27 protein-coding genes and 1 pseudogene are annotated in these 26174 nt (G+C 58.7%); 6 read left to right on the forward strand and 22 right to left on the reverse strand.

Annotated features, from left to right (window positions below; translation table 11 throughout):
• Positions 1–126 precede the first annotated feature (126 nt).
• Positions 127–870 carry a GntR family transcriptional regulator gene (locus VH564_RS05485; protein WP_423338809.1) on the forward strand — a complete coding sequence of 248 codons (744 nt, stop codon included), beginning with the start codon at positions 127–129 and terminating at the stop codon, positions 868–870.
• Between the two features lie 281 nt (positions 871–1151).
• Here the strand turns inward: VH564_RS05485 and VH564_RS05490 are convergent, their stop codons facing one another.
• The 5 genes from VH564_RS05490 to VH564_RS05510 form a co-directional block, all read right to left on the reverse strand.
• Positions 1152–1895 (reverse strand): SDR family NAD(P)-dependent oxidoreductase, encoded by a 744-nt coding sequence (locus tag VH564_RS05490; RefSeq protein ID WP_423338810.1) that lies wholly within the window; start codon positions 1893–1895, stop codon positions 1152–1154.
• 111 nt (positions 1896–2006) lie between these two features.
• The gene (locus tag VH564_RS05495) at positions 2007–2414 is read right to left on the reverse strand and encodes a VOC family protein (RefSeq protein WP_423338811.1); all 408 of its coding nucleotides are present in this window, start codon (positions 2412–2414) and stop codon (positions 2007–2009) included.
• A 78-nt stretch (positions 2415–2492) separates the two neighbouring features.
• Positions 2493–3176, reverse strand: a complete 684-nt coding sequence (locus VH564_RS05500; RefSeq protein WP_423338812.1) for an EthD family reductase — start codon at positions 3174–3176, stop codon at positions 2493–2495.
• 190 nt (positions 3177–3366) lie between these two features.
• The gene (locus VH564_RS05505) at positions 3367–4146 is read right to left on the reverse strand and encodes an alpha/beta hydrolase (protein WP_423338813.1); all 780 of its coding nucleotides are present in this window, start codon (positions 4144–4146) and stop codon (positions 3367–3369) included.
• Positions 4147–4379: 233 nt separating this feature from the next.
• Complete coding sequence (locus VH564_RS05510; protein WP_423338814.1) at positions 4380–4772, reverse strand: winged helix-turn-helix transcriptional regulator; 393 nt, start codon at positions 4770–4772, stop codon at positions 4380–4382.
• Positions 4773–5208: 436 nt separating this feature from the next.
• On the opposite strand from VH564_RS05510, the gene VH564_RS05515 reads away from it, so the two are divergent.
• Positions 5209–5937 carry an SDR family NAD(P)-dependent oxidoreductase gene (locus tag VH564_RS05515; protein ID WP_423338815.1) on the forward strand — a complete coding sequence of 243 codons (729 nt, stop codon included), beginning with the start codon at positions 5209–5211 and terminating at the stop codon, positions 5935–5937.
• Between the two features lie 430 nt (positions 5938–6367).
• On the opposite strand, the gene VH564_RS05520 is transcribed toward VH564_RS05515, so the two are convergent.
• Positions 6368–7510, reverse strand: a complete 1143-nt coding sequence (locus tag VH564_RS05520; RefSeq protein ID WP_423338816.1) for an FAD-dependent oxidoreductase — start codon at positions 7508–7510, stop codon at positions 6368–6370.
• Between the two features lie 96 nt (positions 7511–7606).
• Here VH564_RS05520 and VH564_RS05525 point away from each other — a divergent pair, with 96 nt between their 5' ends.
• The gene (locus tag VH564_RS05525) at positions 7607–8278 is read left to right on the forward strand and encodes a TetR/AcrR family transcriptional regulator (RefSeq protein ID WP_423338817.1); all 672 of its coding nucleotides are present in this window, start codon (positions 7607–7609) and stop codon (positions 8276–8278) included.
• Here VH564_RS05525 and VH564_RS05530 read toward each other — a convergent pair.
• The 4 genes from VH564_RS05530 to VH564_RS05545 form a co-directional block, all read right to left on the reverse strand.
• Positions 8250–8621 (reverse strand): hypothetical protein, encoded by a 372-nt coding sequence (locus VH564_RS05530; protein ID WP_423338818.1) that lies wholly within the window; start codon positions 8619–8621, stop codon positions 8250–8252. The two genes, VH564_RS05525 and VH564_RS05530, sit on opposite strands and share 29 nt — an antisense overlap.
• 292 nt (positions 8622–8913) lie before the next feature.
• Complete coding sequence (locus tag VH564_RS05535; protein ID WP_423338819.1) at positions 8914–9261, reverse strand: hypothetical protein; 348 nt, start codon at positions 9259–9261, stop codon at positions 8914–8916.
• A gap of 27 nt (positions 9262–9288) precedes the next feature.
• A complete protein-coding gene (locus tag VH564_RS05540) occupies positions 9289–9528 on the reverse strand; it encodes a hypothetical protein (protein WP_423338820.1) in 240 nt (79 codons plus the stop codon).
• Between the two features lie 79 nt (positions 9529–9607).
• On the reverse strand, positions 9608–10135 hold the full coding sequence (locus VH564_RS05545; RefSeq protein WP_423338821.1) for a hypothetical protein: 528 nt from the start codon (positions 10133–10135) through the stop codon (positions 9608–9610).
• A gap of 278 nt (positions 10136–10413) precedes the next feature.
• On the opposite strand from VH564_RS05545, the gene VH564_RS05550 reads away from it, so the two are divergent.
• Positions 10414–10743 carry an HNH endonuclease gene (locus tag VH564_RS05550; protein WP_423338822.1) on the forward strand — a complete coding sequence of 110 codons (330 nt, stop codon included), beginning with the start codon at positions 10414–10416 and terminating at the stop codon, positions 10741–10743.
• A 33-nt stretch (positions 10744–10776) separates the two neighbouring features.
• On the opposite strand, the pseudogene VH564_RS05555 reads toward VH564_RS05550, so the two are convergent.
• Positions 10777–11016, reverse strand: a pseudogene (locus tag VH564_RS05555) (LysR family transcriptional regulator); the annotation flags it as partial.
• Positions 11017–11018: 2 nt separating this feature from the next.
• Positions 11019–11948: a LysR substrate-binding domain-containing protein gene (locus VH564_RS05560; protein ID WP_423338823.1), complete on the reverse strand. Its 930-nt coding sequence runs from the start codon at positions 11946–11948 to the stop codon at positions 11019–11021.
• Between the two features lie 171 nt (positions 11949–12119).
• Here VH564_RS05560 and VH564_RS05565 point away from each other — a divergent pair, with 171 nt between their 5' ends.
• Together VH564_RS05565 and VH564_RS05570 are read left to right on the forward strand one after the other, a co-directional pair.
• Positions 12120–12947, forward strand: coding sequence for an alpha/beta fold hydrolase (locus VH564_RS05565; protein WP_423338824.1), 828 nt, complete (start codon positions 12120–12122; stop codon positions 12945–12947).
• Positions 12948–13038: 91 nt separating this feature from the next.
• On the forward strand, positions 13039–13947 hold the full coding sequence (locus tag VH564_RS05570) for a glyoxalase (RefSeq protein ID WP_423338825.1): 909 nt from the start codon (positions 13039–13041) through the stop codon (positions 13945–13947).
• A 558-nt stretch (positions 13948–14505) separates the two neighbouring features.
• On the opposite strand, the gene VH564_RS05575 is transcribed toward VH564_RS05570, so the two are convergent.
• The 10 genes from VH564_RS05575 to VH564_RS05620 form a co-directional block, all read right to left on the reverse strand.
• Positions 14506–15576, reverse strand: coding sequence for an ABC transporter ATP-binding protein (locus VH564_RS05575; protein WP_423338826.1), 1071 nt, complete (start codon positions 15574–15576; stop codon positions 14506–14508).
• Between the two features lie 4 nt (positions 15577–15580).
• Positions 15581–16411 (reverse strand): carbohydrate ABC transporter permease, encoded by an 831-nt coding sequence (locus VH564_RS05580; RefSeq protein WP_423338827.1) that lies wholly within the window; start codon positions 16409–16411, stop codon positions 15581–15583.
• Positions 16412–16415: 4 nt separating this feature from the next.
• On the reverse strand, positions 16416–17351 hold the full coding sequence (locus VH564_RS05585; protein WP_423338828.1) for a carbohydrate ABC transporter permease: 936 nt from the start codon (positions 17349–17351) through the stop codon (positions 16416–16418).
• A gap of 93 nt (positions 17352–17444) precedes the next feature.
• On the reverse strand, positions 17445–18704 hold the full coding sequence (locus VH564_RS05590) for an ABC transporter substrate-binding protein (protein ID WP_423338829.1): 1260 nt from the start codon (positions 18702–18704) through the stop codon (positions 17445–17447).
• A gap of 40 nt (positions 18705–18744) precedes the next feature.
• Positions 18745–19911: a PLP-dependent transferase gene (locus VH564_RS05595; RefSeq protein WP_423338830.1), complete on the reverse strand. Its 1167-nt coding sequence runs from the start codon at positions 19909–19911 to the stop codon at positions 18745–18747.
• Positions 19908–20639, reverse strand: coding sequence for a FadR/GntR family transcriptional regulator (locus VH564_RS05600; RefSeq protein ID WP_423338831.1), 732 nt, complete (start codon positions 20637–20639; stop codon positions 19908–19910). The genes VH564_RS05595 and VH564_RS05600 overlap by 4 nt, the downstream gene beginning before the upstream one ends.
• Before the next feature lie 325 nt (positions 20640–20964).
• Positions 20965–23094: a putative bifunctional diguanylate cyclase/phosphodiesterase gene (locus VH564_RS05605; RefSeq protein ID WP_423338832.1), complete on the reverse strand. Its 2130-nt coding sequence runs from the start codon at positions 23092–23094 to the stop codon at positions 20965–20967.
• Positions 23095–23511: 417 nt separating this feature from the next.
• Positions 23512–24717 (reverse strand): 3-oxoadipyl-CoA thiolase, encoded by a 1206-nt coding sequence (gene pcaF / locus VH564_RS05610; protein ID WP_423338833.1) that lies wholly within the window; start codon positions 24715–24717, stop codon positions 23512–23514.
• A 13-nt stretch (positions 24718–24730) separates the two neighbouring features.
• The gene (locus VH564_RS05615) at positions 24731–25432 is read right to left on the reverse strand and encodes a 3-oxoacid CoA-transferase subunit B (protein WP_423338834.1); all 702 of its coding nucleotides are present in this window, start codon (positions 25430–25432) and stop codon (positions 24731–24733) included.
• A complete protein-coding gene (locus tag VH564_RS05620; RefSeq protein ID WP_423338835.1) occupies positions 25429–26136 on the reverse strand; it encodes a 3-oxoacid CoA-transferase subunit A in 708 nt (235 codons plus the stop codon). Before VH564_RS05620 ends, VH564_RS05615 begins: the two co-directional genes overlap by 4 nt.
• Between the last annotated feature and the right edge of the window lie 38 nt (positions 26137–26174).

Below are 26174 nucleotides of genomic sequence, written 5' to 3' on the forward strand. Positions count from 1 at the left end.
ATCCTCCGCTCCCCAAAAACCAATATATAGGCTGCCATGGTAGCATGTCAATCTCTATGGTAGACTGCCTGGAACGGATATGCGATTTGCGAGTTGTGACGATACACGCGGTGCGGAGAGTGAAGGATGGCAAATAAACGCCGTGTGGAAGAACCAGCAGGGGTCGAGGGCACATTGGTCTCAGGAACCGAGGGGCTTGAAGCGATCAACATTCGCCAGCCTATCGCACCGCAGGTTTACGAGCGTGTCCGACGGGCCATCACCACGCTTGCAATGCTGCCTTCCGAAGCGCTGAGTGAAAAGGAGCTATCACTTCAACTCGGGGTAAGCCGAACGCCCGTCCGGGAAGCATTGATCCGTCTGGCGGACGAAGGTCTTATCGACATATTGCCACAACGCGGAAGTTTCGTAGCGCCCATACGCCTCAAGGACGTAGAAGAAGCTCAGTTCATCCGCGAGTCGCTGGAAGTCGCCGTTGTGCGGCGACTGGCTGGACAGTCTTCACCGCAGTTCTTGACCGACATCAAAGCAAACCTTGCCCGCCAGGAAATTGCTGTGGCAGATAGAAATGGCGACCTCTTCCTCGAGCTTGACGAAGCGTTTCACAAAAGCTTTTGCGAGGAGGCCGGATTATCCAAAAGCTGGCGCGTCATTCAGACGGTGAAACTGCAGATGGATCGCGTTCGTTATCTGAGCCTCCCCGATCCTGCTCACTTGAAGACGCTTCTGGCACAGCACTGGGAGATCGTTCATGCAATCGAACACCAGGAACCGCAGCACGCGAGTGACGCCATGACAGCGCATTTACAGGAGGTGCTTCGGACTGCGCGGCGGTTGAGCGTTCAGCGAGCCGACCTCATCGAGCGATGACCCCTCTTTAATCACCTAGCGATTTGAATATCCCGGGACCAATAGCCGGAAGACGATGTCGGCGTCGATCGAATCGGCCAGGCGCGACTGACCTTTCCTCGTTCATGACCTGTGTTGCCCGTTCAGGATTGCCCGTGGGCAGGCTGGCGTTGAATTTCCAACTATCCGGGCGATAACTCATCACTCTCGTTGCTTGCTTGCGCTGGAGCAAAGACGAGATAGTTACGCCCGGATAGTCGGCAGATTAGTTCCAGTTGGACGTCGTAAATGAATCAGAGAATTCAGACGGCAGCAACACCACCATCGACGAAGAGTTCGTGACCGGCAACAAAACTACTATCGCTCGATGCGAGGAACATCACGGCACGTGCGACCTCCTCGGTCTTGGCCAATCGCCCAAGCGGAACACTTTGCGTGAGCATTTCCTCCACGCCCGGTCGCTCATCGAGATAGTTGCGGATCATTGGTGTTTCCGTGCCGGCGGGCGCGACGACGTTGACCCGAATACCACGGTCCTTGAGCTCGTTCGTCCAACTCCGCGCGAAGGATCGGACTGCTGCCTTGCTGGCATTATAGAGCGATTGGTTCAGCAGGCCTTTAACGGAAACAATCGAGCCGCTCAGGACAATAGCGCCGCCCGCTGTCATCAGGGGCAAGGCTTTCTGAACGGTAAAAATCATGCCTTTGACGTTCACGTTCAACATACGATCGATGTGATCCTCGTCGATGTCCTCGATCCCGACGACCTCGTAGATACCCGCATTCGCGAATACGACGTCTACCCGACCGTGATCAGCCTTGATCCTCTCGTACAGTCTAACAACATCCGCGCTATCGGCGACGTTTCCCTGAACGCCGATGGCTCCGTTTCCGATTTCGGCCACCGCCTTATCGAGCGGCTCCTGCCGCCGACCCGTGATGTAAACCAGGGCGCCTTCACTGGCGAAAAGCTTCGCTGTGGTTAGCCCGATGCCGTCGCTACCGCCGGTGATCACGACAACCTTGTTCTCAAATCGCTTCGTCATTTGCTTCCTTTCGAGGGTAGTGGAGAATTGCTTGATATTCTTGTAAAATTCACGCGGCGCATGCTGGTGCCTGCACGGAAAGGCAGAGCAGCATGGCGTCTGTCTTTCGGGTCAGATCTGAGAGGCCGGCGTCCCGGCACGGAGCGGTGCGAAAATATGCCGCTCTACCAGTTCGGGCGTCCACTGGACGTATTCGACCACGCTGCCGTCGGCATGCCGCATGTACATCATTCGCCCGTTCGTGATGTCTCTGACATCTTGCATCACGGAGGCGCCGTTCGCGAGAAGCATGCCCTTTACGGCCTCGATGTCCTCGACGATCCAGGGACCGTAGCTGCCGCGGATCGGCTCCAGCGCCTCATCGGTTCCACCGATCGCGAGCACATCGCCAATGCCGACGAGCGTTAATGGATCGTAGTTGAACCTGAAATGCGGTTCCGTGCCGTGAACCGCCTTAAGTGTCGCGACGGTGGCTTCGATGTCCGTCGTGAGGATGCGGGTGTAAGTCTTGAGGATCATGAAACTGCCTTTCTGCTGAAATGAAGGCCAAGAAGGCGGCTGGCTCAAGGCTCAACCGCCCGGCGTCCTTGACGAAGCTCAGCGCACGAACCGCTCCGAGACCGCCAGCATGGTGACGGCGTGACCGGCCTGGGCGAGGAGCTCGTCGAAAGCTGCCCGATCGGCGTCCACGCCGTCCTGGAACGCCGTCAGGGTGGGCCACCACAACTGGCGGGCACCTAGGAACGGTGCGCCGCCGCTGTGCACCTCCGCGCTCGGCCGGTTCACCGCGTGACGCAGCGCACCGATCCGCAGGCCTAACTCGGCGTCGTTCGCGCCCGCCCAGCCGAGATTGCCATCAAGGTGCACGAACTGCAGGAGATGGATGCTCGTCGGCCGCTCCAGCACGTCCCATTGCCGATCGACGGCGGATACGGCTCCGATTGGGGGCCGCGAGACGATTACATCCTCTTCGGTGATGAAGAAGATGACATTCGGCAGATCCTGGAACAACGGCTCGTCGGGGCGGATGTTGTCGACGAACAAGGGCTCGTCGACCAGTGCGGCGGCGTCTTTCGGGGAGTCGAACGAGGGCATCGCGACGCCGTCGTACTTGTCCTGACCCGGGCCGAGGCGGTCGGTGTCGAACTGGTGCCCCTGGACGTAGGTGAGCATGCCCGGAATCTGGCGGCCCATGGTGCCGTGCGGGTGGCGCCAATGGTCATGGAATCGCTGGCGATCGATGTCGGGGCGGCGGGGGAGGAGGGCAAAGAAGCGGATCAAGGGAAACTCCTGATTTGGTTGAGTTGATTGACTTGGTTGGATCAAAACGAGCTTGATTGACTTGTTACGGGTGCGAGTGCCCTCCTCCTTGGGAAGGACCCTCGGGGCGCGGCTTCTCAGTCAAGCTCTGCTATCTGCCTTCGAAACAGCACAGAGGTTCCTCTATACGCCCACGGATGGGAGCGTTGCCCTATTTTACCGAGCTGGCGGCCTCAAGAATGACATCAGCCGTCTCCTGTGGGTGAGACATGTAGACCATGTGACTTGACTTCACTTCCGTCATCTTCGTGCCTGAGCGCTGATACATCCACCGCAGAAAGTCGGATGAGAGCACCTTGTCTTCGGTCGTCACGATGCCGAACGAGGGCTTGTCATGCCATGCAGCATGCTGGAACGGGATCTGGAATGTATCCAACCTCATCGGCTTGGACATCGCAGACATGAAATCGGTGACGTCGCGCGGAAGGTCCGCACCGATCATCTCGTGATAGGTCGCTGGATTTGGAACGAACCTCTTGTCGTTGTCGAGCTTCTTCATGTCGATGCCCATGGGAAAGCGGCTGCTAATCTCAAGCAGAGTTTCGCCCTTATCGGGTTGAAGGGCCGCTACGTATACCAGTGCCTTGACGTTGGGTGCTATGCCGGCCTCGGTGATAACGGCACCACCGTAGCTGTGGCCGACCAGAACCGTGGGGCCGCTTTGAGTAGCGACAGCCAGATTCGTTGCGGCAATATCATCTTCGAGGCTTGTATGCGGCAATTCGACAACAGTGACTGCCAACCCCTTCGCCCGTAGAATTTGGAAGACATCCTTCCATCCCGAGCCGTCCGTGGTCCCACCATGCACCAGGACAACGTTGGTTGCACCGGCATTGACAGATCCAACAACTTTGGCAGGCCCATCGGCTTTGGCAGGTCCCGAAATTGCTAGAGCCAACAGGGCACCAGCCAGAAATCTTTTCATCGTCATCCTATTTCCTTCAACTATCTTTGATGCGCGTCGGGACGCTCGTTTGTTCCCGACATCATCTCATGATGATGAGGCATAGATACACGATGGATATCTGATATCAATTACGCACCTAGATTAGCCTAGATATGGACGAGTATATCGGACCCGGAAGCCATCGCATCGCGCGCCGGATCATGCGCAGGCCGACGACCATCTTCCGCATCGAGCCCCAGCCGAACATAGCGACCTTGTCAGCGGCGATTTACCGTGTCGTCATAGCGCCGCGTGGCCGCCTCGACCTGGTCGCCATTGGCTTCTGCCCAGTCACACAGTGCTTCAAATGGCTCCCGCAGAGAATGGCCGAGCGCAGTGATTGCATATTCCACGCCAATCGGCTGCGTTGGCAGTACGGTTCTGGTCACAAGGCCGTTCCGCTCAAGCCTCTTCAAAGCGTCGGCCAGAGCCTTGTGCGTGATCCCGTCGAGACGCCGCTTGAGATCGTTGAAGCGTGAGGGTTTGGGACAGATCACCGTCAATATCATGATCGTCCATTTGTCAGCGATCTTGTCGAGTACCGGGCGAACCTGCGCCATGTCACCACAGGCACGCTGAGACAGTGCTTCAAGGTCAGTATACTGGTCCATATCTGGGCTAATCCGTGTGGTTAGAGGATATCAGGTATCCAGCGTATATCACGGAGAGACCGCTCGGGGAAAGGATATACGATGGCTCGAATGAGTAACGAGGTGGCTGGTCGCCAGCGGCGTGAACGGTATCGGCCTGCCTGTTGCGGAGTGACTTTCTGCCGAGGGTGCACCTGTCTTCATCACCAGTCGCAGAGGTGAAGATGCTGCAAAGGCCGCGACAGGCATCGGCAATCGCGCGGCCGGTATCGCTGTTTTTGATCGAAGCTACAGAGGCGGACACTGTTGAAATGTGATCGGTGCACCGGCGTTCCTGGCAGGTCTTCAACCCTGGCTGACACAGGTATACTCCTCGATATCTACTCTATATAAAGTGCGTAATTGACCCTAGATAGCAAATATATATCTATCACCTGTCACTTTTAATGGAGCCAACATGACCAGATTAGACAACAAAATTGCCCTCGTTATCGGGGGACAAGGCGGCATCGGTGGAGCCGTTTCGCAGCGGTTTGCCCACGAGGGCGCGCAGGTTTATGCGACCAGCCGCAAGGGCACGGATGGCGTGTCAGAAGAAACGGGCACAGGCAGCGTACGCGGCGTCCAGGCGGATGCGAGCAACACGGCCGATCTGAATCGTGTCTTCGAGCAGGTAAAGTCGGAACAGGGGCGCATCGACATCCTTGTCGTCAACGCAGGCCTATCCGAATACGCCCCCTTGGAAGACATATCCGAAGACCATTTCGATCGTGCATTCGGGCTTAACGTCCGCTCGCTCGTTTTCGCGGCACAAGGTGCTACCGACCTCATGCAACCCGGCGGGACGATTGTGTTGATCGGCTCCATCGCGGGCGAGATCGGCACCAAGGGATATGGCGTCTACGGTGCCACAAAGGCCGCTGTCCGCTCCTTCACCCGCACCTGGGCCAACGAACTTGCTCCCAAAGGCATCCGTGTCAACGTCGTCAGCCCCGGCCCGACCGATACGGCGATGATGGCCGGAGCCTCGCAAGAGGTCCGCGATGCGCTTTCCGGCATGATCCCGCTGGGGCGCATGGGCCGGCCAGACGAGGTTGCCGCCGCAGTCCTTTTCCTTGCCAGCGAAGAGAGTAGTTTTACGACCGGCGCGGAACTGGTCGTCGATGGTGGCATGGCTCAAGTCTGACGCGCACAAATGGGCGGCTGGCCGCGCGTTTCGCAGCTTTGCGTGTGCGCGTGGCAGACAGTCCGAATCAGCGTATCCGCCGCAGGCAACCGGCGGGCATCGTAAACTTAACGGATGAAAGGCCAGCGAAAAACGCCTTCCGCAGAGACCCCTCATGCTCGGGCAAGATGTCGTGTCGTGGGATTGGAAATAGGTTGGCGATTGGATCAGAATGTAGACGAATTGCTGCCGTATCAGTATCTTCGCCTTGATGGGAATCCAACCATCTCCCCCTTACTCATAGAGAGCCTTCTCTGGCGGTTGGCGTCCAAGGGAACACGATGGGTTCCTGTATTTCGTCGACATTCGCTAGGGCGTCCTGCCCCCAATTTTCCAGCGCGATATTGATTCCGGACGCAGATAGACTACGACCCATAGCGGCGCTTCCCGATCAGGCATTACCGGAAGCCGCTGCAACAATCTGCGTGAAGAACTCGACCAAACTGTTGGGTGCCCGGTTATCAAAAAAAAGTCCAAGGTTATGTTCACTTTCAGCCGCAAATGGTTCGGTTCGAACGACGAGATCCCTCTCGTACGCAATTAGAGCAGAATCGTAGACCTTTGGGCTGGAAGAAATAAATCGTCCAAGTTCAGCTCCGTCGAAAAGCGCCAAATTTGCTCCTTCACCAGCAAATGGAGACATCAGATGCGCCGCATCGCCAACCAAGGTCACGCCCGGTTTGTGATCCCAACGATGACCGACCGGGAATGCATAGATCGGGCGAACAATCGGTTTTGTCTCACTGTCAGTAATAAGGGCGGTGAGCGCAGGAGCCCAGCCTTCAAATTTTGCTGCTATTGTACTTAGGGCTAGCTTCGTATCGGTGAAATCAACGGATGAAAGCCAGTCCTTCGGCTTGTTGAGAGCTATATAGGCCTGCAGAGCCCCGTCCGCATGCCGATGGGCAAGAATGCCCTTGCCCGGCGCAACCGCCATCAGAGTGCCATTTCCGACGACTTCGGCTGCCGCCTTGTGACGGACATCTGCATTGTGCAAGACAGTTTCGATAAAAGACGTACCCGAGTAAACGGGCTGAATATCGGTAAGTAGCGGGCGAACTTTCGACCACGCGCCGTCAGCGCCGACCAGAAGGCTGGTTGTCACCGATGCACCGTTGGTGAAAGTCAAACGATATTGCGCGGCGTCTAATGAATGGACCTCCTTTAGCTTATGACCCCAGCGCACTGTTTCATCGGGAAGCGAATCGAGCAAGATCTGGCGCAAATCTCCGCGATCGACCTCGGGACGTCCGCCCATACCGGGCCAATCGACCAATATGCGTCCGTCTTTATCGGCGACCCTTTTGGCGTCCGCACCTTCAATAATAAGGCTGAGGAATTCGTCGTAGAGGCCGGCAGCCTTGAGCGCGAGCTGACCGTTGTATTCGTGAATATCGAGCAGGCCGCCCTGCATGCGCGAAGTTGATGAGGCTTCAGCTTCATAAACCGTCGAAGGGATTCCGTTGACGTGCAGCACACGAGCCAGCGCAAGCCCGCCAAGACCAGCACCAATAATGGTTATGGGAACGTCCATTATGTTCTTCCTTCAACAGCCAGCATCAAGTTGATCAAGTTATGGAATGTCATTCCATTGTATTGGAGCGCCGTTCCATTCGTGTCAAGATGCGGAATGGAGAAAGCCAAACGCACGACCGTCCGACGCAGCAGCGCCCTAACCCGCGAAGGGATCATTACTGCTGCAATCGAGATTCTGGACACTGCCGGAGAAACCGGTCTCACGTTCCAGTCCTTGTCGAAAAAACTCAAAACCGGTCCTGGTGCCCTATACTGGCATATCTCCGACAAGAGCGACTTGCTGGCGGCTGCGTGCGACGCTGTCATCGCTCCGAAACTTGAAATTCAATCCGTTGGCGCTACGCCGCAAAAAATCGTCCGCGATATTGCGGGAGCCTTGTTCGATACGATCGACCGGCATCCCTGGGTCGGCGCAGCGCTGATCCGTCTGCCGGGAAAAATGCCCATGGTGCGGGTTCTAGAATGTCTCGGGCAACAGGTTGGCGCCCTTAACGTCCCGGAAAATGATCAGTGGATCCTCGTCTCAACGCTTCTAATGTATATTCTCGGCGTCGCTGGGCAGAACGCGGCAAATGCCCAACTTGCTCAGGAACTGGCTCTTGAGAGATCCCACTTTCTGAACGAAGTATCGACGGCCTGGTCCAAGCTGCCTATGACAGGTTTCGCGTTTACCCGGAGCATGGCCGCGCGGTTGCAAAACCACAACGACCGGGAAGATTTCCTGAGCGGGGTAGACATTATCCTTCGCGGCGCAAAGTTCGCATGACTACCTCCGAAATCATCGGATCTTTTTCGGCCGCGCCGCCGTGGCCGGGCCTTGTCGCGTTTGCGATCGCCGCATCCGATCGGGCGAGCACGGCATCGATGGCGGCGTAGTCGATGCCGGGAAGATTTTCGATGTCGTCGACATCCGCCCCTTCCGCGTTGATCGCGACCGCCGACCGAACTCTGGCCGCCGTCCCCTCGTCCCCGCCGCTCGACCCGAACCGACTTCGCTGCCTATGATGGCTGCCAAAGCGGTTGGCGGACAAGGTAGGAGGCGGATGGATCGAATGCCAAAATTCACTGTGAGCATCGAGATGGATTTTGAGGCCGACGATGAGGAACACGCGGCAGCACTCGGCTACAAAGCGCTGCTGAACAATCCGCCACCGCTCTGGTATATGGTAACCGGCACTGACGGCAGAAGCAGAAATATCGTGGTTAAAAGGGAGGCTGTACAGTCGTTCGGAGTTAACGATGATTTCATTGAGGTAGCTGATTCACTGCTCTCAGCTCTTAAGCCTCGTCTATAGATCAGCAAGCCCGCGTCGGCCGCATGGCGCACCCGTCACTCAAGTCGGGTGGTCGTTAAGGTGGCAAACGAGTGCCATCTCTCGGCACCACAGAAGCCCGGCTTGGTTAGTCAACTCCCTGTCTGTGAGCCGTCCTCGTCGAGTCGGTTCGGTTCCCCACTTTTCCGACGATACAGGTGTGCTGCTCCTCGTACGGTCCGTAGGAAAGCAAAGGCATTGTTTCGGACACTTCTCTAAACCCGCTACTGTCTTCTGAAGCCGCTTGCCCGGTCAAGGAAAGGTATTTGCCACCATATCGTTTCACCTTCCCTTTTTCATCCAGCTTAAACTCGCCGGTCTTCATGTTATACACCGCGAGAAAGTCGGCATAAGACTCTGGATCCGGATGTTTGATCACGCAGCAGTTGTTGTTGTCGCGATTATGGATCGATGGCACTCTGGTGATCCGTATCATGAACTATCCTCAGGCGGACGGAATTGCTCAAAGCCAGCTGCGTCCGTCGGCACCGGCGCACCCGTATGGCGGCAACTGGCCCGGGAAACGCGCCTGAATTTTGTGGCAGCCCCAGCTGCGCAGCGGCCCTGGCATATAGCCATTCAGCGCAATGCCGACCTCATCGTACGGGCTGTCTGCAAGCGCCACGTACATATACCACCTCCCGCCAAACATCACGACAACGGCGACGAGGACGACACAGACGACCTGAATTACTTTTTGCATTGATTACCTTTTGTGAAGGAAAGCTGCCCCGTTGAAGGCAACAGGCATTAGTTTCAGCCACCGGCGTGGTCAATCATTATCATTGATAGGAGAACCGCCGATCACAGATATCGGTAGGTCGCGCTTGCCTTTGATAGCGGCCATCCTCTCCGCAAGTGGCCATCGCCGCGACCGGAGCCGCCGCTGTTGCCACCGGCTTTCTTCTTTGCGCACCGCCCTCATCGAGCCGCTTCATGTAGCCTGCTAGTTTCTCGTCGGCTTCGTTGATGAACCTGGTCAACGATCCACGCCTGAAGTTGCGATCCTTGTTGTTCACCGCATTGATGCACGTAAATCGACCGCAAGAAGCTCTCGACGAATAATCGGGCTGCCGGCACAGGATGTACCAACTCGCGGAATACCTGTTTGAAGGCCGACCGTTCACACGGCGGAGATCGCCGATGGTGCGCAAGTGACGCTGCGCCGCAGCTGCCAGATCACTTCGATGTTGCGATGGCCCTCCGCCTTCAGCCGCCGGCTGGATCGCACGGTTGATGTAGCCGGAAACGTACAACTTCAGCAAATCGGCAGGACCGTAACCCGGGCGACCGGTCTCCTTCGCAGCCACGAGCCCGAAGCCTGCGACAGCAAGATCGAGGCCGTCGACGAAGTCCTGAAGCGGACTGGGTCGTGCGGGCCGACGTACTCGTCCACCGCTTCCGGCAGAAGCAGCAATTGCGCGCGATCTGTTCCTGAAAGATGTCCCATGTCGCAAAAAACCGAGGCGCCGACCGCCTATTGCTGCATTTCCCAAAGGCGGATGACCTTCCCTTTTTTATTGTCGGCAGGCAGAGGATGAGCTACCGAAGCCGAACGGACGAAGTCCGACCGCCGACGGAGAGACTGATGGCACGCAAAATCAGAGACGATTTCGCTTCGCACGAGATGCAAGCGGAGCCGATCAACTGCCCGCTGTGCGAGCGGGTGATACCGAACGACCAGATAGAGGACCACCATCTGGTTCCCAAGAGCAAAGGCGGCAAGGTAAAAGTGCCCCTGCACCGCATATGCCACAGCCACATCCACGGGGTTTTCACCGACGCGCAGCTGGCGAAGAAGTTCTCAACGATCACCGCCCTTCTCGAGGACCCCGCGACCCAGAAGTTCGTCGCGTGGGTGAAAACCAAGCCACCAAGCTTCGAGGACAAGGCTGAGGAACCTACCAGACGTCGCTGACAATCTGCGACGGGACAGCCAGCGTTACGCGTCGTTGATGCCGGCTTCACACACCGCATTCACGTCAGGCATTATCCGGACAAGCCGTCCCGCGGCGGGACCGTTGAAGACGACGAAGCTCGGCGCCAGAAACACGCCCCGCCCTGTCACCGCGAGGTGTCGGAGCGTCTCGGCGCTGTTCGATACCACGTTTCCTAAAATCTTTACGCTCTGTTGACCTCCGTCAGGCCCTTCGAAACGCCATTCCTCTCCGTAGGGGTAATAGGCGTAGCGAGTTATTCTGCAGAAAGGGTGCCGGCCCAAGGGGCGTGTGAGAATTCGCGCGCGAGGTGCTCGATGACGGCCTTGACGCGCAGCGGACGCAAGGGGCTGGGCGGCGTGACGAGAAAAAGGCCCAGCGGATTTGCCGACCACTCCCGAAGTCCGATTTCGAGCCTGCCGGCCTCAACGTCTTTCCAGACCATGAAGTCGGGTTGCAGGGCGAGACCCTGGCCGGCCATCAAGGCGGGATTCAAGATGTCGGCGTTATCCGTCCAGATCTTGACAGGCGGCTCTACGGTTTCGTCGCCGAGAGTCGGATGGGTGAATTTCCAGATACCCCTCGCTGGGCCACCCGTGTAGCCCAATGCGCAATGGTTTGTCAGGTCACACGGGCGGGACGGCCGTCCATGCTTGGCGAAATAGTCCGGGGAGCCGACGAGCAAGATGCGAACGGTCGCCAGGCGCCGCGCCAGCAACGAAGAGTCCTCGAGGCTGGCGATCCGCAACGCCATATCGAACCCCTCGGCAATCAGGTCCACCTTGCGATCGCTGAGCGCCAGTTCAAGCGTGATTTCCGGATAGGTCTGCAGCAGAGTTGGTAGCGTTCCGCCGAGATAGGCTGTGCCGAACGATAGCGGCGCACTGATCCGGACAACACCGCGTGGCGCCTCTGTCTGCTCGCTTGCCTCTTCCTCAAGCGCTCTTGCTTCTTGGAGGATGCGGGTGGCTCGCTCAAGAGAGGATCTACCGGCCTCGGTGACGGACAGCCGACGCGAGGTGCGGGCGAACAGCGAAAATCCCAGCCGGAGTTCGAGGCGCGTGATTGCTTTCGACACGGTCGGGTTGGACAGGCCAAATTCCTCGGCCGTACGCGAAAACGAGCCGAGTTCGGCGACCTTCGCGAAAATGGCCCAGGCTTCCAGATCGGGGAGACGGTTTTTCATTGTCATTTCAGGAAACAATATGTTTCCAACGTTTCTATTTCGTCAAGATCGAAACCGCTGCATTCTGTCCTCGTCGGAACAACACACGGTCGAACGGACCTGCAGCCGGCAACGAGATTTGAGACAACCTTCTGAACATCATCCGAAACCTAGATATCAATGGAGACGACCATGCCGACGATCAAAACTCAGGACGGAACCGAAATCTTCTACAAGGACTGGGGCTCCAAGGATGCACAGGCCATCATGTTCCACCATGGCTGGCCGCTCAGCTCGGACGACTGGGATGCACAGATGATGTTCTTCCTCGAAAAGGGCTATCGGGTCATCGCCCATGATCGCCGCGGCCATGGACGCTCGTCGCAGTCCGCCACTGGCCACGACATGGACACCTACGTTGCCGACGTCGTCGCGCTGACGGATGCTCTCGACCTTCGCAATGCAATCCACATCGGTCATTCGACGGGCGGCGGCGAGGTTGCCCGGTATGTCGCCAAGGCAAAGCCCGGCCGCGTTTCCAAGGCGGTGCTGGTCAGTGCTGTGGCGCCGATCATGGTCAAGACCGAAAACAATCCCGACGGCGTGCCGATGGATGTCTTTAACTTCGTCCGCGAGCAGACCGCCACCAATCGCGCGCAATTCTTTTACGACTTCACGATGCAGTTCTTCGGCTACAACCGCGAGGGGGCGGATATCAAGGAAGGCGTTCGTCGCAACTGGTGGCGGCAGGGCATGATGGGCAGCGTGCTGGCCCACTACAAAGGTATTGCCGCTTTCTCGGAAACCGACTTCACCGAAGATCTAAAGAAAATCGCCGTCCCGACGCTGGTCATGCATGGCGAAGACGACCAGGTCGTTCCGTTCCCAACCACCGGCAAGATGTCGGCTGCGATCGTTCCGGGCGCAGTTCTGAAGTCCTACCCTGGTTATCCGCATGGCATGCCGACAACGAACGCCGACGTCATCAACGCCGACCTGTTGGCCTTTATCCAGGGATGAGCGCCGTCTTTGAGGAGGAGGCCAATAGTCGGCTCCCTCCTCAGATCTCCACAAACAGTCTACATTCTCCTATGACCATAAGGGATCATCCATGTCCAACCATAACAAACTTCGCAACGGACTACTGCTGACCGTGGGTTTGGCAACCTTCTTCTCGACGCCTCTGGCGGCTTTCGCCGACACCGCCGCGGTGGCCGTTGGACCGCAGTACGACACCACCCATGTCTACGTTGACGTCGCCGATGTCGATCGTTTTGTCTCGAGCTTCACGGCGACGTTCGGCGGGGCCTCTACCAAGCAGGTGGTTGCCACTGTGACACCCACTCCAAGCAGCACGAGCTCGCAGTTGGTCAAGACACCAGTCGGCGCGATTTCGCTCTTTGGGTTCAAGACGCCGATTCCATACCCGTTTGGCTCCGAGCGCACAGGCTATCTGGTCAAGGACATGGACAGCGCCGTTGACGCCGCCCGCAGCGCCGGAGCTGCTGTGATCGTCGACAGCTTTCCCGACCCGATCGGCCGGGATGCCATCATCCAGTGGCCAGGCGGCGTCAATATGCAGCTCTACTGGCACACCAGCGCGCCGTCCTACCAGGCCCTGACGACAGTACCAGAAAACCGCGTCTACATGTCCAAGGACACCGCCGACACTTTTGTTCGCGATTTTATTTCCTTCTCGCATGGCAAGATCAAATCAGATGTCAGAGATGCTCCCGGCACGGATATCGGCCGCGAGGCTGCGGAGGTCTATCGCCGTATCCAAATAGAATCTGACTTCGGGAAGATGACTGTTCTGGTCACCGATGGCCACCTGCCTTACCCCTTCGGCCTCGAGACGACCGGCTACGAAGTGGCGAACCTGGGCGAAACGCTGGGGAAGGCGACGGCGTCTGGGGCAGAAATCCTGGTCCGACCATTCAATGCCGACCGCCAGAAGGCGGCGATTGTGAAGTTCCCTGGCGGTTACATTGCAGAGATACATGGCCCGGTGTCTGAATAGCGTTTCTCGATGTGAGGGCGTGTTCTTGACAGATGCAGGCCACCGCAATGGAAGGGGGTTGGAAAGGTCGTGGCGGTGCGCGCTGGGCAGAGCCGCTTCCAAGCTATTGCCATTCCAGGTCTCGCGGCACATCGGGGCTTCGGCGGCAAGCACCGACAGCGGTGGCGGCAAGGTCAGATCAAGCATTGCCTTTCCTGAGCGCGCGCCACAACCTGGCAGGGGACATCCCTCCCTGCTCCACGCTCGCAACAACGACTGCTGGCCCGCCCCGCCGCCGAACCTCGATGCTCTCACCTTGCATGCCTGAAAGCAATCGCACCTGCGGCCCCACGGCTTGGAGCCTGAGTATCTTTAGACATCACCCCTCAATTTCAGACCTGTCGCAAAACTTCATCTGAACCGATGGGGATAAAATCGGCGCTGGCGCGCACTTGCCGATGATGACGAGCATCAAAATGAGTGCGAATGGGTGAAATGTAGATATTCATTTTGATTTCAGACAAACGACAGCGAATCTAACGCCTACGGCCACGGCGGCTGAGGCGCTACGCACGCTCCTTATTCTCTGGCTGATGCTATCCTTTTTCCATCGGCGTCGAAGACATGCATGTGTTGTGGTGGGAAAAGTGTCGAGACCTTCGGTTCAGCCTGCAAGACCGCACGATCGAGCGTGAAGATCTTGAAGGGCACACCATGCAGCGAGAGATGGACGATAATGCCAAATCCCGTCGGCTCGATCAGCACGACGTCAGCCTCGATACCCGATCCGTCAGATGTCAGCCCGACATGCTCGGGCCGTATCCCCAGGGTCACTTTCGCGCCCGGCGCCAGGTCCAGTTTGGTGTCGGTGGCAACGACCGTCCCGTCCCCGAGTTTGATCTGGCCGGCCTCGACGGTCGCGTCGAGAAAATTCATCCCCGGAGAACCGATGAACCCTGCAACGAACAGGTTGGCGGGTCGATCGTAGAGTTCGAGCGGGCTGCCGACCTGCTGAACCACGCCGCCATGCATGGCGACGATCCGGTCGGCCAGCGTCATTGCCTCGATCTGGTCGTGGGTGACATAGATCGAAGTTGCCTTGAGGTCGGCATGCAGCTTCTTGATCTCGGCCCGCATCTGTTCGCGAAGACGGGCATCGAGGTTGGACAGCGGTTCGTCGAAGAGGAAGGCCTTGGGCTCGCGCACGATGGCGCGCCCCATGGCGACCCGCTGCCGCTGACCGCCGGACAGCGCCTTCGGCCGGCGGGCCAGCAGCGGATCGAGGCCGAGCTTGGCAGAGGCGAGCGACACGGCCGCGGCAATCTTTTCCTTGGCGATCTTCCGGATCTTGAGGCTGTAGCTCATGTTGCCCGCGACATTCATATGCGGGTAGAGCGCATAGGACTGGAACACCATGGCGATGTCCCGGTCCTTCGGATGTAGCTCGTTGACGCGGCGGCCGGCGATGCGGATCTCGCCGCCGGTCACGTCTTCCAGCCCGGCGATCATCCTCAGCAGCGTTGACTTGCCGCATCCGGACGGGCCAACCAGCACGATGAATTCCCCGTCCTCGATCTTGAGGTCGACGTCGTGCAGGACCTGCACATGGCCGTAGGCCTTCTTGACGTTCTGGATATCGATCGATGCCATGTGACTAACCCTTGACCGCGCCGGCCGTCAGGCCCTGGACGAGATAACGTTGAATGAGCAGGAAGAAGAGCGCAGCCGGGACGAGCGCCATGACGCCGGCGGCCATCATCTGCCCGAAATCCACGGAGAATTTCGAAACGAAGGTGAGCAGCCCAACCGGGAAGGTGGCGGCCTGGTTGCCGTTGATCAGCATCAGCGCAAACAGCAGCTCGCTCCAGGCTGCGGTGAAGACGAAGCCGAGCGTCGCGGCGATACCGGGCAGCGTCAGTGGCAGGATGATCTGCCGGAACGCAACGAACTGGGTCGCGCCGTCGATCATGGCGGCTTCCTCAAGGTCCTTGGGAATGCCGTCGAAGAAGGATTGCATCAGGAAGGTCGCAAAGGGCACGTTGAAGGCGGTGTAGACGATGACCAGACCGGTCAGGCTGTTCGTCAGATGCAGCGGCGACAGGATCTTGAAGATGGGCGCAACCAGCATGACGAGGGGAAACATCTGCGTCAGCAGCATGAGCGCCACGATCCAGTATTTGCCGCGGAAGTCGAACCTCGACAGCGCATAGCCGGCCAACGACGCGCAAAGAGTGACCGCGATGGCTGTCGACCCCGACACGATGAGGCTGTTCTTGAAGAAGGTCGGGAAGTCGCTGTGTTGAAGCACGAAAGCATAATGCTCCCATGTGGTCCGCGACGGCCACATCCGCACGCCCTCGGTATAAAGCAGGTCGTTCGGCGTCAGCGACACCTTGAGCAGCCAGTACAGCGGGAACAGTGCGAAGACGACATAGGCCAGGATCGCGAGCCGGTGGGCAATAGTCTGCAGGATGGATCGTCTCATGGTTCTAGTCCTTGTTCAGCAACGTCTGCCGGAGCAGGATGATCACCATGGAATAGGCCAGCAGCAGCACCAGCAGCACCAGTGCGATGGCCGAGGCATAGCCGAAATCCAACCGCTTGAAGGCTTGCGTGAATATATAGCTGGCGACGATCTGGGTCCTATCGGCCGGGCCGCCGCCGGTCATGACGACGATGAGGTCGGCAAAGTTCGAGACCCAGACGGTGCGCAGCAGGACGGTGATGGCGATCGTCGGCGCCAGGAACGGCAGCGTGATCGACCAGAACCGCTGGAACCACGTGGCGCCATCGATCGAGGCCGCCTCGTAGAGGTCGCGCGGAATGGCCTGCAGGGCGGCCAGAAGGGTGATGGCGAAGAAGGGGATGCCCCACCAGACATTGGCGATGATCGGTCCCCACATGGCATATTGCGGATCGGAAAGGATGTTCTCTGGCTGGTTCATCAGGCCAAGGGCAAACAGCCAGTGCGGGATCGGTCCGATGACCGGATTGAACAGCCAGGCCCAGTTGAGACCGGCGAGGAAGGATGGCACGGCCCATGGCAGGAAAACCAGCGCCTGGACGATGCCACGGCCCCAGAACGGCTTGTCCAGCAAAAGGGCAAGGATCAGCCCGAAGGCGAATTGCAGAATGACCGACGCACCGGTCCACCACAGGGTGTTGCGCAGTGCGCCGTAGAAGGCGGCATCCTTCGAAAGGTCGCGAAAGTGATCGAGCCCGATGAAGCCGCCGGAAAACGGCTTGAGCAGCTGCACGTCGCGGAATGCATAGGAAATGCCGATCACCAGCGGCACCAGCATGACGGCGATGATCAGGATCAGTGCGGGCGCGCTGTAGAGGTAAGGCTCCAAGGCATCGGCAAGACGCTTTAGCCGGGGCCTGCGTTCGCGACGCCTGTCGTGTGTGTCGGCGGTCATGGTCATCGGCCAAGGGTCCATTCCAGTTCGCTGCGGCGACGCCGCAGGCAAAGTTGCGTGCAGGCGCGGCGGCAGATTGCTCCGCCGCCGCGCCGTGCCTTACTTCTTGGTAAGGAATTTCTGCTGCGCCTTGGTCAGGTAGTCAGCCCACTGATCGGCGAGATCCTTAGCCGAGATATCGCCGAGCAGGGCCTGTTGCGAGGTCTTGATGGCGAGCGAGTCCTTGAAATAGGCGAACTCCTCGAGATAGGTCGGCATGACCGTGGGCACGGTGTTCTTGTCGGCCAGCTCCTCGAACCAGCCCTTGAACTGGTCGCCGGCATAGAAGGGGTCCTTCTCCGCCGACGTATAGGCCGGCAGCGCGCCGATCTTCTTGTTCCACTCGAGATTGCCTTCCTTGCCCTCGAGGGTGGCGATCAGCTTCCAGGACAGTTCCTTGTTCTCGCTCGTCGCGAACATCGACCAGCCGGCATAGCCGATGGTCGGGAAGGACTTGCCGCTTGGCCCCTTCGGCAGCGGCGTGACGCCGAAGTCGTCCTTGTTCATGCGCTCGGCAACGGCGATCAGCGCATCCGGATCCTGGTCGAGGAAGGCACAGGTGCCTGAGTAGAAGCCGGCGACGACTTCGTTGAAGCCCCAGTTGACGCTGTCCTTCGGCGCGTAGCCTTTCTTGTAGAGATCGACCATCCACTCGATGCCCTTGGCCCAGCCCTCGCTGTTCATGGTGGAGGTGCCGTCGTCCTTGAAGTACTTGTTGTCGCCGGCCATCGAGGCTGCAAAGATCATCCAGCCGTTGAGGCCGCCTGCTCCGCCGCGCATGCAGTAGCCGTACTTGCCGGGGATCTTGGAGACCGCTGCCGACGCCTTGACGAAATCGTCCATCGTCTTCGGCGGTTCGGAAATACCGGCCTGCGCCAGGAGCTTCTTGTTGTAGAACATGGCTCGCAGGTAGAAGCCGTAGGGCAGCATGTAGGCGGTGTTTTTCACATCGCGGCCGAGTTCGAGCGCCCGCGGCGTCAGTTCCTTGGTGGCATCCCATTTCGCAAGGTAGGGCTCAAGGCTTTCGAGCATGCCGTTGTTGCCGTAGAGCGACAGCCAAGTATCCGGCATTTCCATCACATCAGGCGTGTCGCCGGCGGATACCATTGTCGCGAATTTCTGGAAGGCCTCGTTCCAGGGCAAGGAAATGATGTCGACCTTGGTGCCGGGATTGGCGGCTTCGAACTTGCCGACGATCGACTTCAGCGTCTCCGTGCGTTCCGGGCTGGTGATGACCTCGACGAGCTTGAGCGTGGTATCGGCGAAGGCGGTTCCCGCCATCATCGCGGTAAAGAGTGCGGCTGTGATCAGTCTTTTCATGCTTATTCCCCCTCTTCGGTTTTTCTTCAGGTTGATGGTTCTACGAGGCGGCTGATATCGCTGCCTCGATGTCACTCCACAGGGCCTCGGTTCCTTCGAGACCCACATGCAGACGGACGGACCGCGCGCTGATCCCGAAGGTCTGCGCGGAATTGGGCTGTGCCTTCTGTTGAAGGACGACTTCGCCCGGGACGATGAGGCTCTCGTGGCCACCCCAGCTCACGCCCAGTTTGAAAAGCCTGAGGTGGTCGGCAAAGGCACGGATGTCGACGCCTTCCCGGAAGATGAACGAGAACAGGCCGGACGTGCCGTTGAGGCCGGCCGGCAGGCGATTGGAGAGGCCGGGATGGCAAACCATCTCGACGACGTCGAGGTCCTGCAGCCGCTTGGCGATGGTCATGGCCGCGGCCTCATGGGCTTTCATGCGCAGCGGCAGGGTGCGCATGCCGCGGATCAGCAGCCAAGCATCGAAAGGCGAGAGCTTGCCGCCGAGATAGGGATAGGCTTCCGCCTTGATCCGTCCAATGAGCACCTTCGAGCCCGCGACCACGCCGGCAACGACATCGCTGTGGCCACCGAGATACTTGGAGGCGGAGTGGATGACGAGATCGACGCCGAGCGTCAGCGGCTGCTGGAAATAGGGGCTGGCCCAGCTGTTGTCGATCATCGAGACAACGCCATGCCGTCTGGCCAGCGCCGCAAGCGCGCCGACATCGTGCGCTTCCATGACCCAGCTTGTCGGGCTTTCCATGTAGAACAGCTTTGCGCCCGGCAGCGCCCTGGCCACGGCCTCCTCGTCACGTCCGTCGACATAGGTGACCTCGACCTTCATGCGCTTCAGGATCGTTCCGAACAGGCGGAAGGCATCGGGATAGACATGATTGACGGCGACGATCCGGTCGCCCGGCTCGACGAAGCTCAGCACCGCCGAAGAGATAGCCGACATGCCGCTCGCAAATCCGAGCGCATCCTCGGCCGCCTCGAGCTTGGCCAGCATCTCCTCGAACATCCGCACCGTCGGGTTAAGGCCGCGCGTGTAAATCGGCCGGACCTTTTCGCCGCGATAGGAAGCGATCATATCGTCGTAATCGGAAAAGGTGAAAAGCGATGTCTGGAAGATCGGCGGTACAACGGCTTCAGCGTAGTTGCCCTCGTCATGGGCGGTGATCAGCGAGGCGAGATCGAATGGCTCGAGCGATCCGGTCATTTGGACATTTCCTTGATATCTTCCTCGACAACGTCGAGAATCCTGAGCGTTTCGACGCGGGCAGCCTCGGGGTCCCGGCTGACGATCGCGTCGAACAATGTGCGGTGGAAGGGAAAGGAGCGGCGGGCGAAGTCCTGCCGCTCGAAAGGATGGGTCCAGAAGCGCTCGAACGTGCCGCGCATCTGCTCCAGCAACTGCTTGAACAACGGGTTGTGGGTCGCGTCGTAGATGGCAAGATGGAATGCCAGGTCCTCAGGTCCCGAGGTGCCCTTGGCAATATGCACCCGCTCCATCTCGTCGAGCCTGGCCTCGATGACGGCGAGGTCCTCGTCCGTGCGCTTCCTGGCCGCGACCATGCCCGCCTCGCACTCGATGCCGCGGCGAACCTCCAGCGTCTGCAGCAACGCATCGCGCAGATGCGGCGTGTCCATCGACAACGGCATGTGGAGGGTCGTCTTGGAAACGGGCTTCAGCAGATAGGTGCCGCTGCCCTTGCGGGTCTCCATGACCCCGAGCGCCTGGAAATGGGTCACCACCTCGCGAATGGTTGAGCGCCCGACCGAGAGGGCCGTCATCATTTCACGCTCGGATGGCAACCGCTCGCCCGACTTCAGCTTCGTCTTCTCTATGAAATCTGACAGGGCGTCGATGACTTGCCGCGTCCGATCATGTGTTGGCAGGGGTGTGAGCAATGTGCTTCTCCGACTGCCAACAAATTGGTCTGACATCTGCTGTCAGGTCAACTGCTATTTTCGCTTTTCCAACGCATCAAGTGACTGGCCCGTGCGAGATGGGTCTGGCTTCCCATTTCTTCGGGAGTCGCTGGGTTGCTGGAGATGCTTCGCGACCCGGTCGCGCACCCGCGTCTCGAAGCAATCGAGGCCGGGGCAATGGTCAAGCGTAAAGACGATGCGGGTTTTTCACGTTTGCACAGGGGCCGCAGTTGCCCGCAGTGCTTGAAATGCCTTCTCATCATCAAGCACGCGGATTGACAGCTCCACCCCTAACGACGCAGCGACAGGAGGTTGGATGGTCGCCTTTCTGGCCTAAAACTCAAGCCGCAGATGAGCTTGGGCGGAACCCATTCCCGCCAGTTCTGAATCGAGACAAGTCTTCGGCCGACATCGGTCGCCCAACCATATATCCCTGAAGCTGATCGCAACCCGCTTCTCGCAGAAAGTTTGCCTGCCCCTCGTTTTCAATGCCTTCTGCTGTGACAGGGATTGATAAAGCAATGGCAAGCGCAATCGTCGCCTTCAAGACCTCCCGTCCTCGCCCGTCGTCGGCTGCCCAGACGAGAGACCGATCGATTTTCATGCTGTCAAAGCCGAACTGCCTGAGCGCACCGATACTGGCATAACCGCAGCCAAAATCATCAAGAGAAAACCGGACGCCGATCTTCTTAAGCTCATCGATCGCCCTTCGCGCATGAGTTGGGTTTGACATCAGGACCCCCTCTGTAATCTCCAGTGTCAGCCTAGCAGGCTCAAAGTCCTCTTCGTCCAGCAGGCTGGCAACCCGCGGAGCAAAGGAAGGATTGCATATCTGGACCGGTGAAACATTGACGGACAACCCAAGCTCCGGCCAGTCGGCGGCCGCTCTTACGGATTGGCGTAAGATTGACATCCCGAGTTGGTCAATCAATCCACAACGCTCTGCCATGGGGATGAATATTTCAGGACTGATGGCCCCCGTCGGGCGATGCCATCGCGCAAGCGCTTCCGCGCCGTTCAACTTGCCCGTGCCTGAGGCAACGAGGGGTTGGTAAGCGACGCTAATGCCGCCATCTGCAACGGCCTGTTTGAGCTCTCCTTCGAGCACGGCAGTCGCCTCGCGGTCGCGATCAAGCTCTGGCTGATAGTCTACAGCCTTTCCCTTGCCTTCGTGCTTCGCTCGATAAAGCGCCATGTCGGCTCGGCGAAGCAATTCAAAGGGGTCGGTGACGTCGCTTGACCGCGCGCTGCCAATGCTAACGCCAACTTCGACTGTCCGACCTTCGATCTCAAATGGCCTTTCAAAAAGCGAAAGCACCCGTGCCCCAAGATCTGTCGACGAATTCAGGGTGCGCTGAACAAGGGCAAACTCGTCACCTCCCAATCTCGCAGCAGACACAATTTGCGGGTGGCATTCGCGAATGGCCTCAGCAACTCGCTGGATGAGAATGTCGCCAATTTGGTGGCCCCAGGTGTCGTTCACTGCCTTGAAACCGTCCAGGTCAAGAAGGTGAAGCGTAACATCGTCAGCGTTTGCGATTGCTCCATTCAACTCCGTCAGGAGCCCGTTTCGGTTCAAGAGGCCACTGAGACCATCGTGGCTCGCTTCATAACGGGCCACGCGCGCCAGTCTGGCCATCTTCCGTGACTCCGCACCGCCCGCGATCACCACCACAACAAGGAATGCGACCAGAATGACTGCGCCGGCAAGGACTTGATTTCTGACCTCCTGATAAACTCGGCTCCCTGGCCGAAGTCTATTCCATCCCAGATAAGCAACGGGGACGCCCGAAGCGCCTCGCAGGGCGACGACGAGCATATGGCGGGGTGCTTCCTCATAAAGGCGCAGGCCTTCAAGCTGATACTGTTCGGCAAGCAAGCCAAGATCAGAATCCCGGACGTGCCGGAAAAGCGACAAGACTGCATAAGGCGTCATGACAGTCTTGCCGCCGTCCGGATGGATCATCGTAGACGCCAGGATATCCACACCGTCCCAGGTCTTAACGAATTCAACCAGCGGCTTGCCGTCGTGATTGAGAGCTGCCGAAGATTGCGTTTCGAGCACCTTTCCAAACCGTGTTGAGGGGTCGAAAACCGATCCTTTATAACTCGCCATAGCGGTCGCTCCACTACGCGTCGTGATTATGGCTCCATCGTAAATTGATGAGGCTCCGCTCGTTCCTCGCCATTTCTCAATCGCCCAGCGAGAGAATTCGCCAGTTTGTGAAACCTGATAGGCGTCACTTGATCCCGCATTGTCGAGAAGTGTCATCGAAACCCGCTCTTTAAGCGATCGGATTGCGGACTGGGCAGCACGGGAGGCACGCTCATCATCCCGAATGTCGGCGGAGTGGCGCATCGTTGTGATGACATTTGTTGTTAGAATGCCGAGTGTGACAAGGACTACAACAAATAAAGCAGTAGAGATAACAACGGACCACTTCGAAAGACCGGCCTGCATTGATAGCATTTATTTCTCCCCCAGAAATGAAGCATCCACGCGGTAAATTTTTAATCAAATATTTCCTCAATTTCGAAAGGTAACCCGACCTTATTATCATGTCGCTTACGCTTGTGGTTAAAAGCCAATTAATCTGACAAATCCGCGAAACTCATGGGCGACTGGGATCACGTTGTTCAAACTCATACGCCGTCAACTCAGCTCATAGCCCCCTTCAATCACCCGCGCGTCGTTTGACCGGGAAACTCGCGTTTCCAGGCAACGCCGCTTTGAAGGAAAGCTGGGAAGAATTGGGAGGTCCAATGCACAAGACACGACCCGCGCCGAGATGATCCCCGGCGTGATGGGCAGCGAACCACTGACGGTGCTATGTCAAAGTCAGGCCCATTGGCTATTCATGGGAAAGACACTTTAGCGAGCCCTGCGTCAAATCCTCTCGAGGGCAATGGCAATTCCCTGCCCCACGCCGATGCACATGGTCGATAGCGAATAGCATCCGCCCGTTTCGGCGAGTTCGAGCGCCGCGGTTCCGGTGATGCGGGCGCCGGACATGCCCAGCGGATGACCCAGGGCAATTGCCCCACCATTGCGGTTCACCCTGCTGTCGTCATCGGCGATTCCAAGCTCGCGAAGAACAGCTAGACCTTGAGAGGCGAAGGCCTCATTGAGTTCGATGACATCGAACTGGTCCTGGGTCATGCCGAGCCGTGCCATCAGCTTTCTGGAGGCCGGAACCGGACCGATACCCATCACCCGTGGTGGGACACCGGCCGCCGCGCCACCGAGGATGCGAGCGATCGGCCTGAGGCCATACTTCTTCGCCGCGGCTTCCGAGGCGATGATCAGCGCGGTAGCCCCGTCGTTCACGCCGGATGCGTTGCCGGCCGTCACCGTCCCACCTTCCTTCTTGAAGGGCGTGCCGAGCTTGGCCAGTGTCTCGATGGTCGTCGCGCGCGGATGCTCGTCCCTGTCGACGACAACCGGATCGCCTTTGCGCTGCGGAATCGCAACCGGCGTAATTTCCTTGGCGAGACGGCCGCGTTCCTGTGACGCAGCAGCCTTTGCCTGGCTCCTCACCGCAAACGCATCCTGATCCTCGCGGGTGACCTTGTAGTCTGCCGCAACGTTCTCGCCTGTCTCCGGCATGCTGTCGACGCCGTATTGCGTCTTCATCAACGGATTGATGAAGCGCCATCCGATCGTCGTGTCGTAGATCTCGGCGCTACGGGAATAGGCGGTCTCGGCTTTCGGCATGACAAAGGGTGCACGTGACATGCTCTCGACGCCGCCTGCGATCATCAACTCCGCCTCACCCGCGCGGATGGCTCGGGCCGCCGTGATGACAGCGTCCATGCCGGACCCGCAAAGGCGATTGATGGTCGTGCCGGATATCGAAACCGGAAGTCCGGCCAGAAGTGACGACATCCGCGCAACGTTGCGGTTGTCCTCGCCGGCCTGGTTGGCACAGCCGAAGATCACGTCGTCGACGGCCTCCCAATCGACCTGGCTGTTACGTGCCATGAGCGCCTTCAAGGGGATGGCGCCAAGATCATCGGTACGCACGCTCGCAAGCGAGCCGCCAAACCGGCCGATCGGGGTGCGGATGTAGTCACAGATGAATGCATCGGTCATCGCAGTCTCTCTTTCAAAGGGCGGGAACGACGAGGTCGGCAACGGGCCCATCGGTATGGAGCTTCGCGCCTGTGATCGCCTGTAGTTCTTCCATGCTCATGTCGACCAATTTCTCGCGGACGACGAATTTTCCGCCAACGATGTCGATAACCGCGTGGCTGGTATAGACGCGCGTGATGCAGCCGACGCCGGTGAGCGGGAAGGTGCAGGCGTCGACCAGCTTCGGCTTGCCATCCTTGGTGACATGCTCGGTGATGACGAAGACCTGTTTGGCCCCATGCACAAGATCCATGGCACCGCCGACGGCGGGTACGCCCTTGCTGCCGACACGCCAGTTGGCGAGGTCACCGCTTTGCGCCACCTGGTAGGCACCAAGGATCGCCACGTCGAGGTGCCCTCCCCGAACCATGGCGAAACTATCGGCATGGTGAAAGAAGGCGGCGCCCGGCTTCAGTGTCACGGCCCGCTTTCCGGCATTGATCAGGTCCCAGTCCTCTTCTCCAGCGGCCGGCGGCTCGCCGAAGTCGAGAATGCCGTTTTCGGTATGAAAAATCGCCTGCCGGCCGGGCGGCTGATACCTCGCCACCATTTCCGGAAAGCCTATCCCCAGATTGACATAGGCGCCGTCCTCGATGTCCTGCGCAGCCCGCCAGGCAATCTGGGCGTTGGAGAGCTTGATATCGTCGCGAGTGTTGACTGATGTATCGGCGGTCATGCGTAGGCCACTCCAGCGCGGATGAGTTCTTCTTCCTGTTGCGGCGCGGCGACTTCGACGACGCCATTGACGAAGATCCCGGGGGTCACTACCAGTTCCGGATCTATGGATCCGAGCGGCACGATCTTCGAGACCTGCGCGACGGTTCTGGCAGCCGCCATGCACATCAGCGGATTGAAGTTCCTCGCGGCCTTGTTGTAGGTGAGGTTGCCATGGACATCGCCGAGATGCGCCTTGACGATGGCGAAGTCTGCCTTCAGCCACCTCTCCTGGACATAATGCCTGCCGTCGAATTCGGCGATCGGCTTGCCTTCTGCAAGCTCGGTGCCATAGGCCGTCGGCGTGAAGAACGCCGGAATGCCGGCGCCGCCGGCGCGAATGCGCTCAGCAAGGGTTCCCTGCGGCACCAGTTCAAGCTCGATCTCGCCTGCCAGATACCGGTCGGTGAAGGCGCGTGGATCGGAAGAGCGGGGGAAGGAGCAGATCATCTTCCGGACCATGCCCGCATCGATCATCGCGGCTATGCCGATGCGCCCATTTCCGGCGTTGTTATTGATAACTGTAAGGTTCTTTGGGCCCTTGTCGATCAGCGCATGAATGAGCTCGATGGGCGCGCCGGAGCCGCCGAAGCCGCCGATCATGACGGTTGCGCCATCGCCGATATCCTTGACCGCCTCCGCGAGGCTCCCGATCGTCTTGTCCATTCGCATCCTCCTCGGCGGACCAGCCCGATAGCCTAATC

The organism is Rhizobium sp. HT1-10 (assembly GCF_049472505.1).
Classification (GTDB): Bacteria; Pseudomonadota; Alphaproteobacteria; order Rhizobiales; family Rhizobiaceae; genus Rhizobium.

Bases quoted from the DNA above. Each gene is read 5' to 3' on its own strand.
- VH564_RS05560 (WP_423338823.1), bottom strand. From the start codon at position 11,948: ATGAAAAACCGTCTCCCCGATCTGGAAGCCTGGGCCATTTTCGCGAAG.
- VH564_RS05600 (WP_423338831.1), bottom strand. From the start codon at position 20,639: ATGTCAGACCAATTTGTTGGCAGTCGGAGAAGCACATTGCTCACACCC.
- VH564_RS05590 (WP_423338829.1), bottom strand. From the start codon at position 18,704: ATGAAAAGACTGATCACAGCCGCACTCTTTACCGCGATGATGGCGGGA.
- VH564_RS05565 (WP_423338824.1), top strand. From the start codon at position 12,120: ATGCCGACGATCAAAACTCAGGACGGAACCGAAATCTTCTACAAGGAC.
- VH564_RS05515 (WP_423338815.1), top strand. From the start codon at position 5,209: ATGACCAGATTAGACAACAAAATTGCCCTCGTTATCGGGGGACAAGGC.
- VH564_RS05580 (WP_423338827.1), bottom strand. From the start codon at position 16,411: ATGAGACGATCCATCCTGCAGACTATTGCCCACCGGCTCGCGATCCTG.
- VH564_RS05570 (WP_423338825.1), top strand. From the start codon at position 13,039: ATGTCCAACCATAACAAACTTCGCAACGGACTACTGCTGACCGTGGGT.
- VH564_RS05540 (WP_423338820.1), bottom strand. From the start codon at position 9,528: ATGCAAAAAGTAATTCAGGTCGTCTGTGTCGTCCTCGTCGCCGTTGTC.
- pcaF (WP_423338833.1), bottom strand. From the start codon at position 24,717: ATGACCGATGCATTCATCTGTGACTACATCCGCACCCCGATCGGCCGG.
- VH564_RS05520 (WP_423338816.1), bottom strand. From the start codon at position 7,510: ATGGACGTTCCCATAACCATTATTGGTGCTGGTCTTGGCGGGCTTGCG.
- VH564_RS05535 (WP_423338819.1), bottom strand. From the start codon at position 9,261: ATGATACGGATCACCAGAGTGCCATCGATCCATAATCGCGACAACAAC.
- VH564_RS05585 (WP_423338828.1), bottom strand. From the start codon at position 17,351: ATGACCATGACCGCCGACACACACGACAGGCGTCGCGAACGCAGGCCC.
- VH564_RS05510 (WP_423338814.1), bottom strand. From the start codon at position 4,772: ATGGACCAGTATACTGACCTTGAAGCACTGTCTCAGCGTGCCTGTGGT.
- VH564_RS05620 (WP_423338835.1), bottom strand. From the start codon at position 26,136: ATGGACAAGACGATCGGGAGCCTCGCGGAGGCGGTCAAGGATATCGGC.
- VH564_RS05595 (WP_423338830.1), bottom strand. From the start codon at position 19,911: ATGACCGGATCGCTCGAGCCATTCGATCTCGCCTCGCTGATCACCGCC.
- VH564_RS05605 (WP_423338832.1), bottom strand. From the start codon at position 23,094: ATGCTATCAATGCAGGCCGGTCTTTCGAAGTGGTCCGTTGTTATCTCT.
- VH564_RS05490 (WP_423338810.1), bottom strand. From the start codon at position 1,895: ATGACGAAGCGATTTGAGAACAAGGTTGTCGTGATCACCGGCGGTAGC.
- VH564_RS05525 (WP_423338817.1), top strand. From the start codon at position 7,607: ATGGAGAAAGCCAAACGCACGACCGTCCGACGCAGCAGCGCCCTAACC.
- VH564_RS05495 (WP_423338811.1), bottom strand. From the start codon at position 2,414: ATGATCCTCAAGACTTACACCCGCATCCTCACGACGGACATCGAAGCC.
- VH564_RS05505 (WP_423338813.1), bottom strand. From the start codon at position 4,146: ATGACGATGAAAAGATTTCTGGCTGGTGCCCTGTTGGCTCTAGCAATT.
- VH564_RS05485 (WP_423338809.1), top strand. From the start codon at position 127: ATGGCAAATAAACGCCGTGTGGAAGAACCAGCAGGGGTCGAGGGCACA.
- VH564_RS05615 (WP_423338834.1), bottom strand. From the start codon at position 25,432: ATGACCGCCGATACATCAGTCAACACTCGCGACGATATCAAGCTCTCC.
- VH564_RS05550 (WP_423338822.1), top strand. From the start codon at position 10,414: ATGGCACGCAAAATCAGAGACGATTTCGCTTCGCACGAGATGCAAGCG.
- VH564_RS05575 (WP_423338826.1), bottom strand. From the start codon at position 15,576: ATGGCATCGATCGATATCCAGAACGTCAAGAAGGCCTACGGCCATGTG.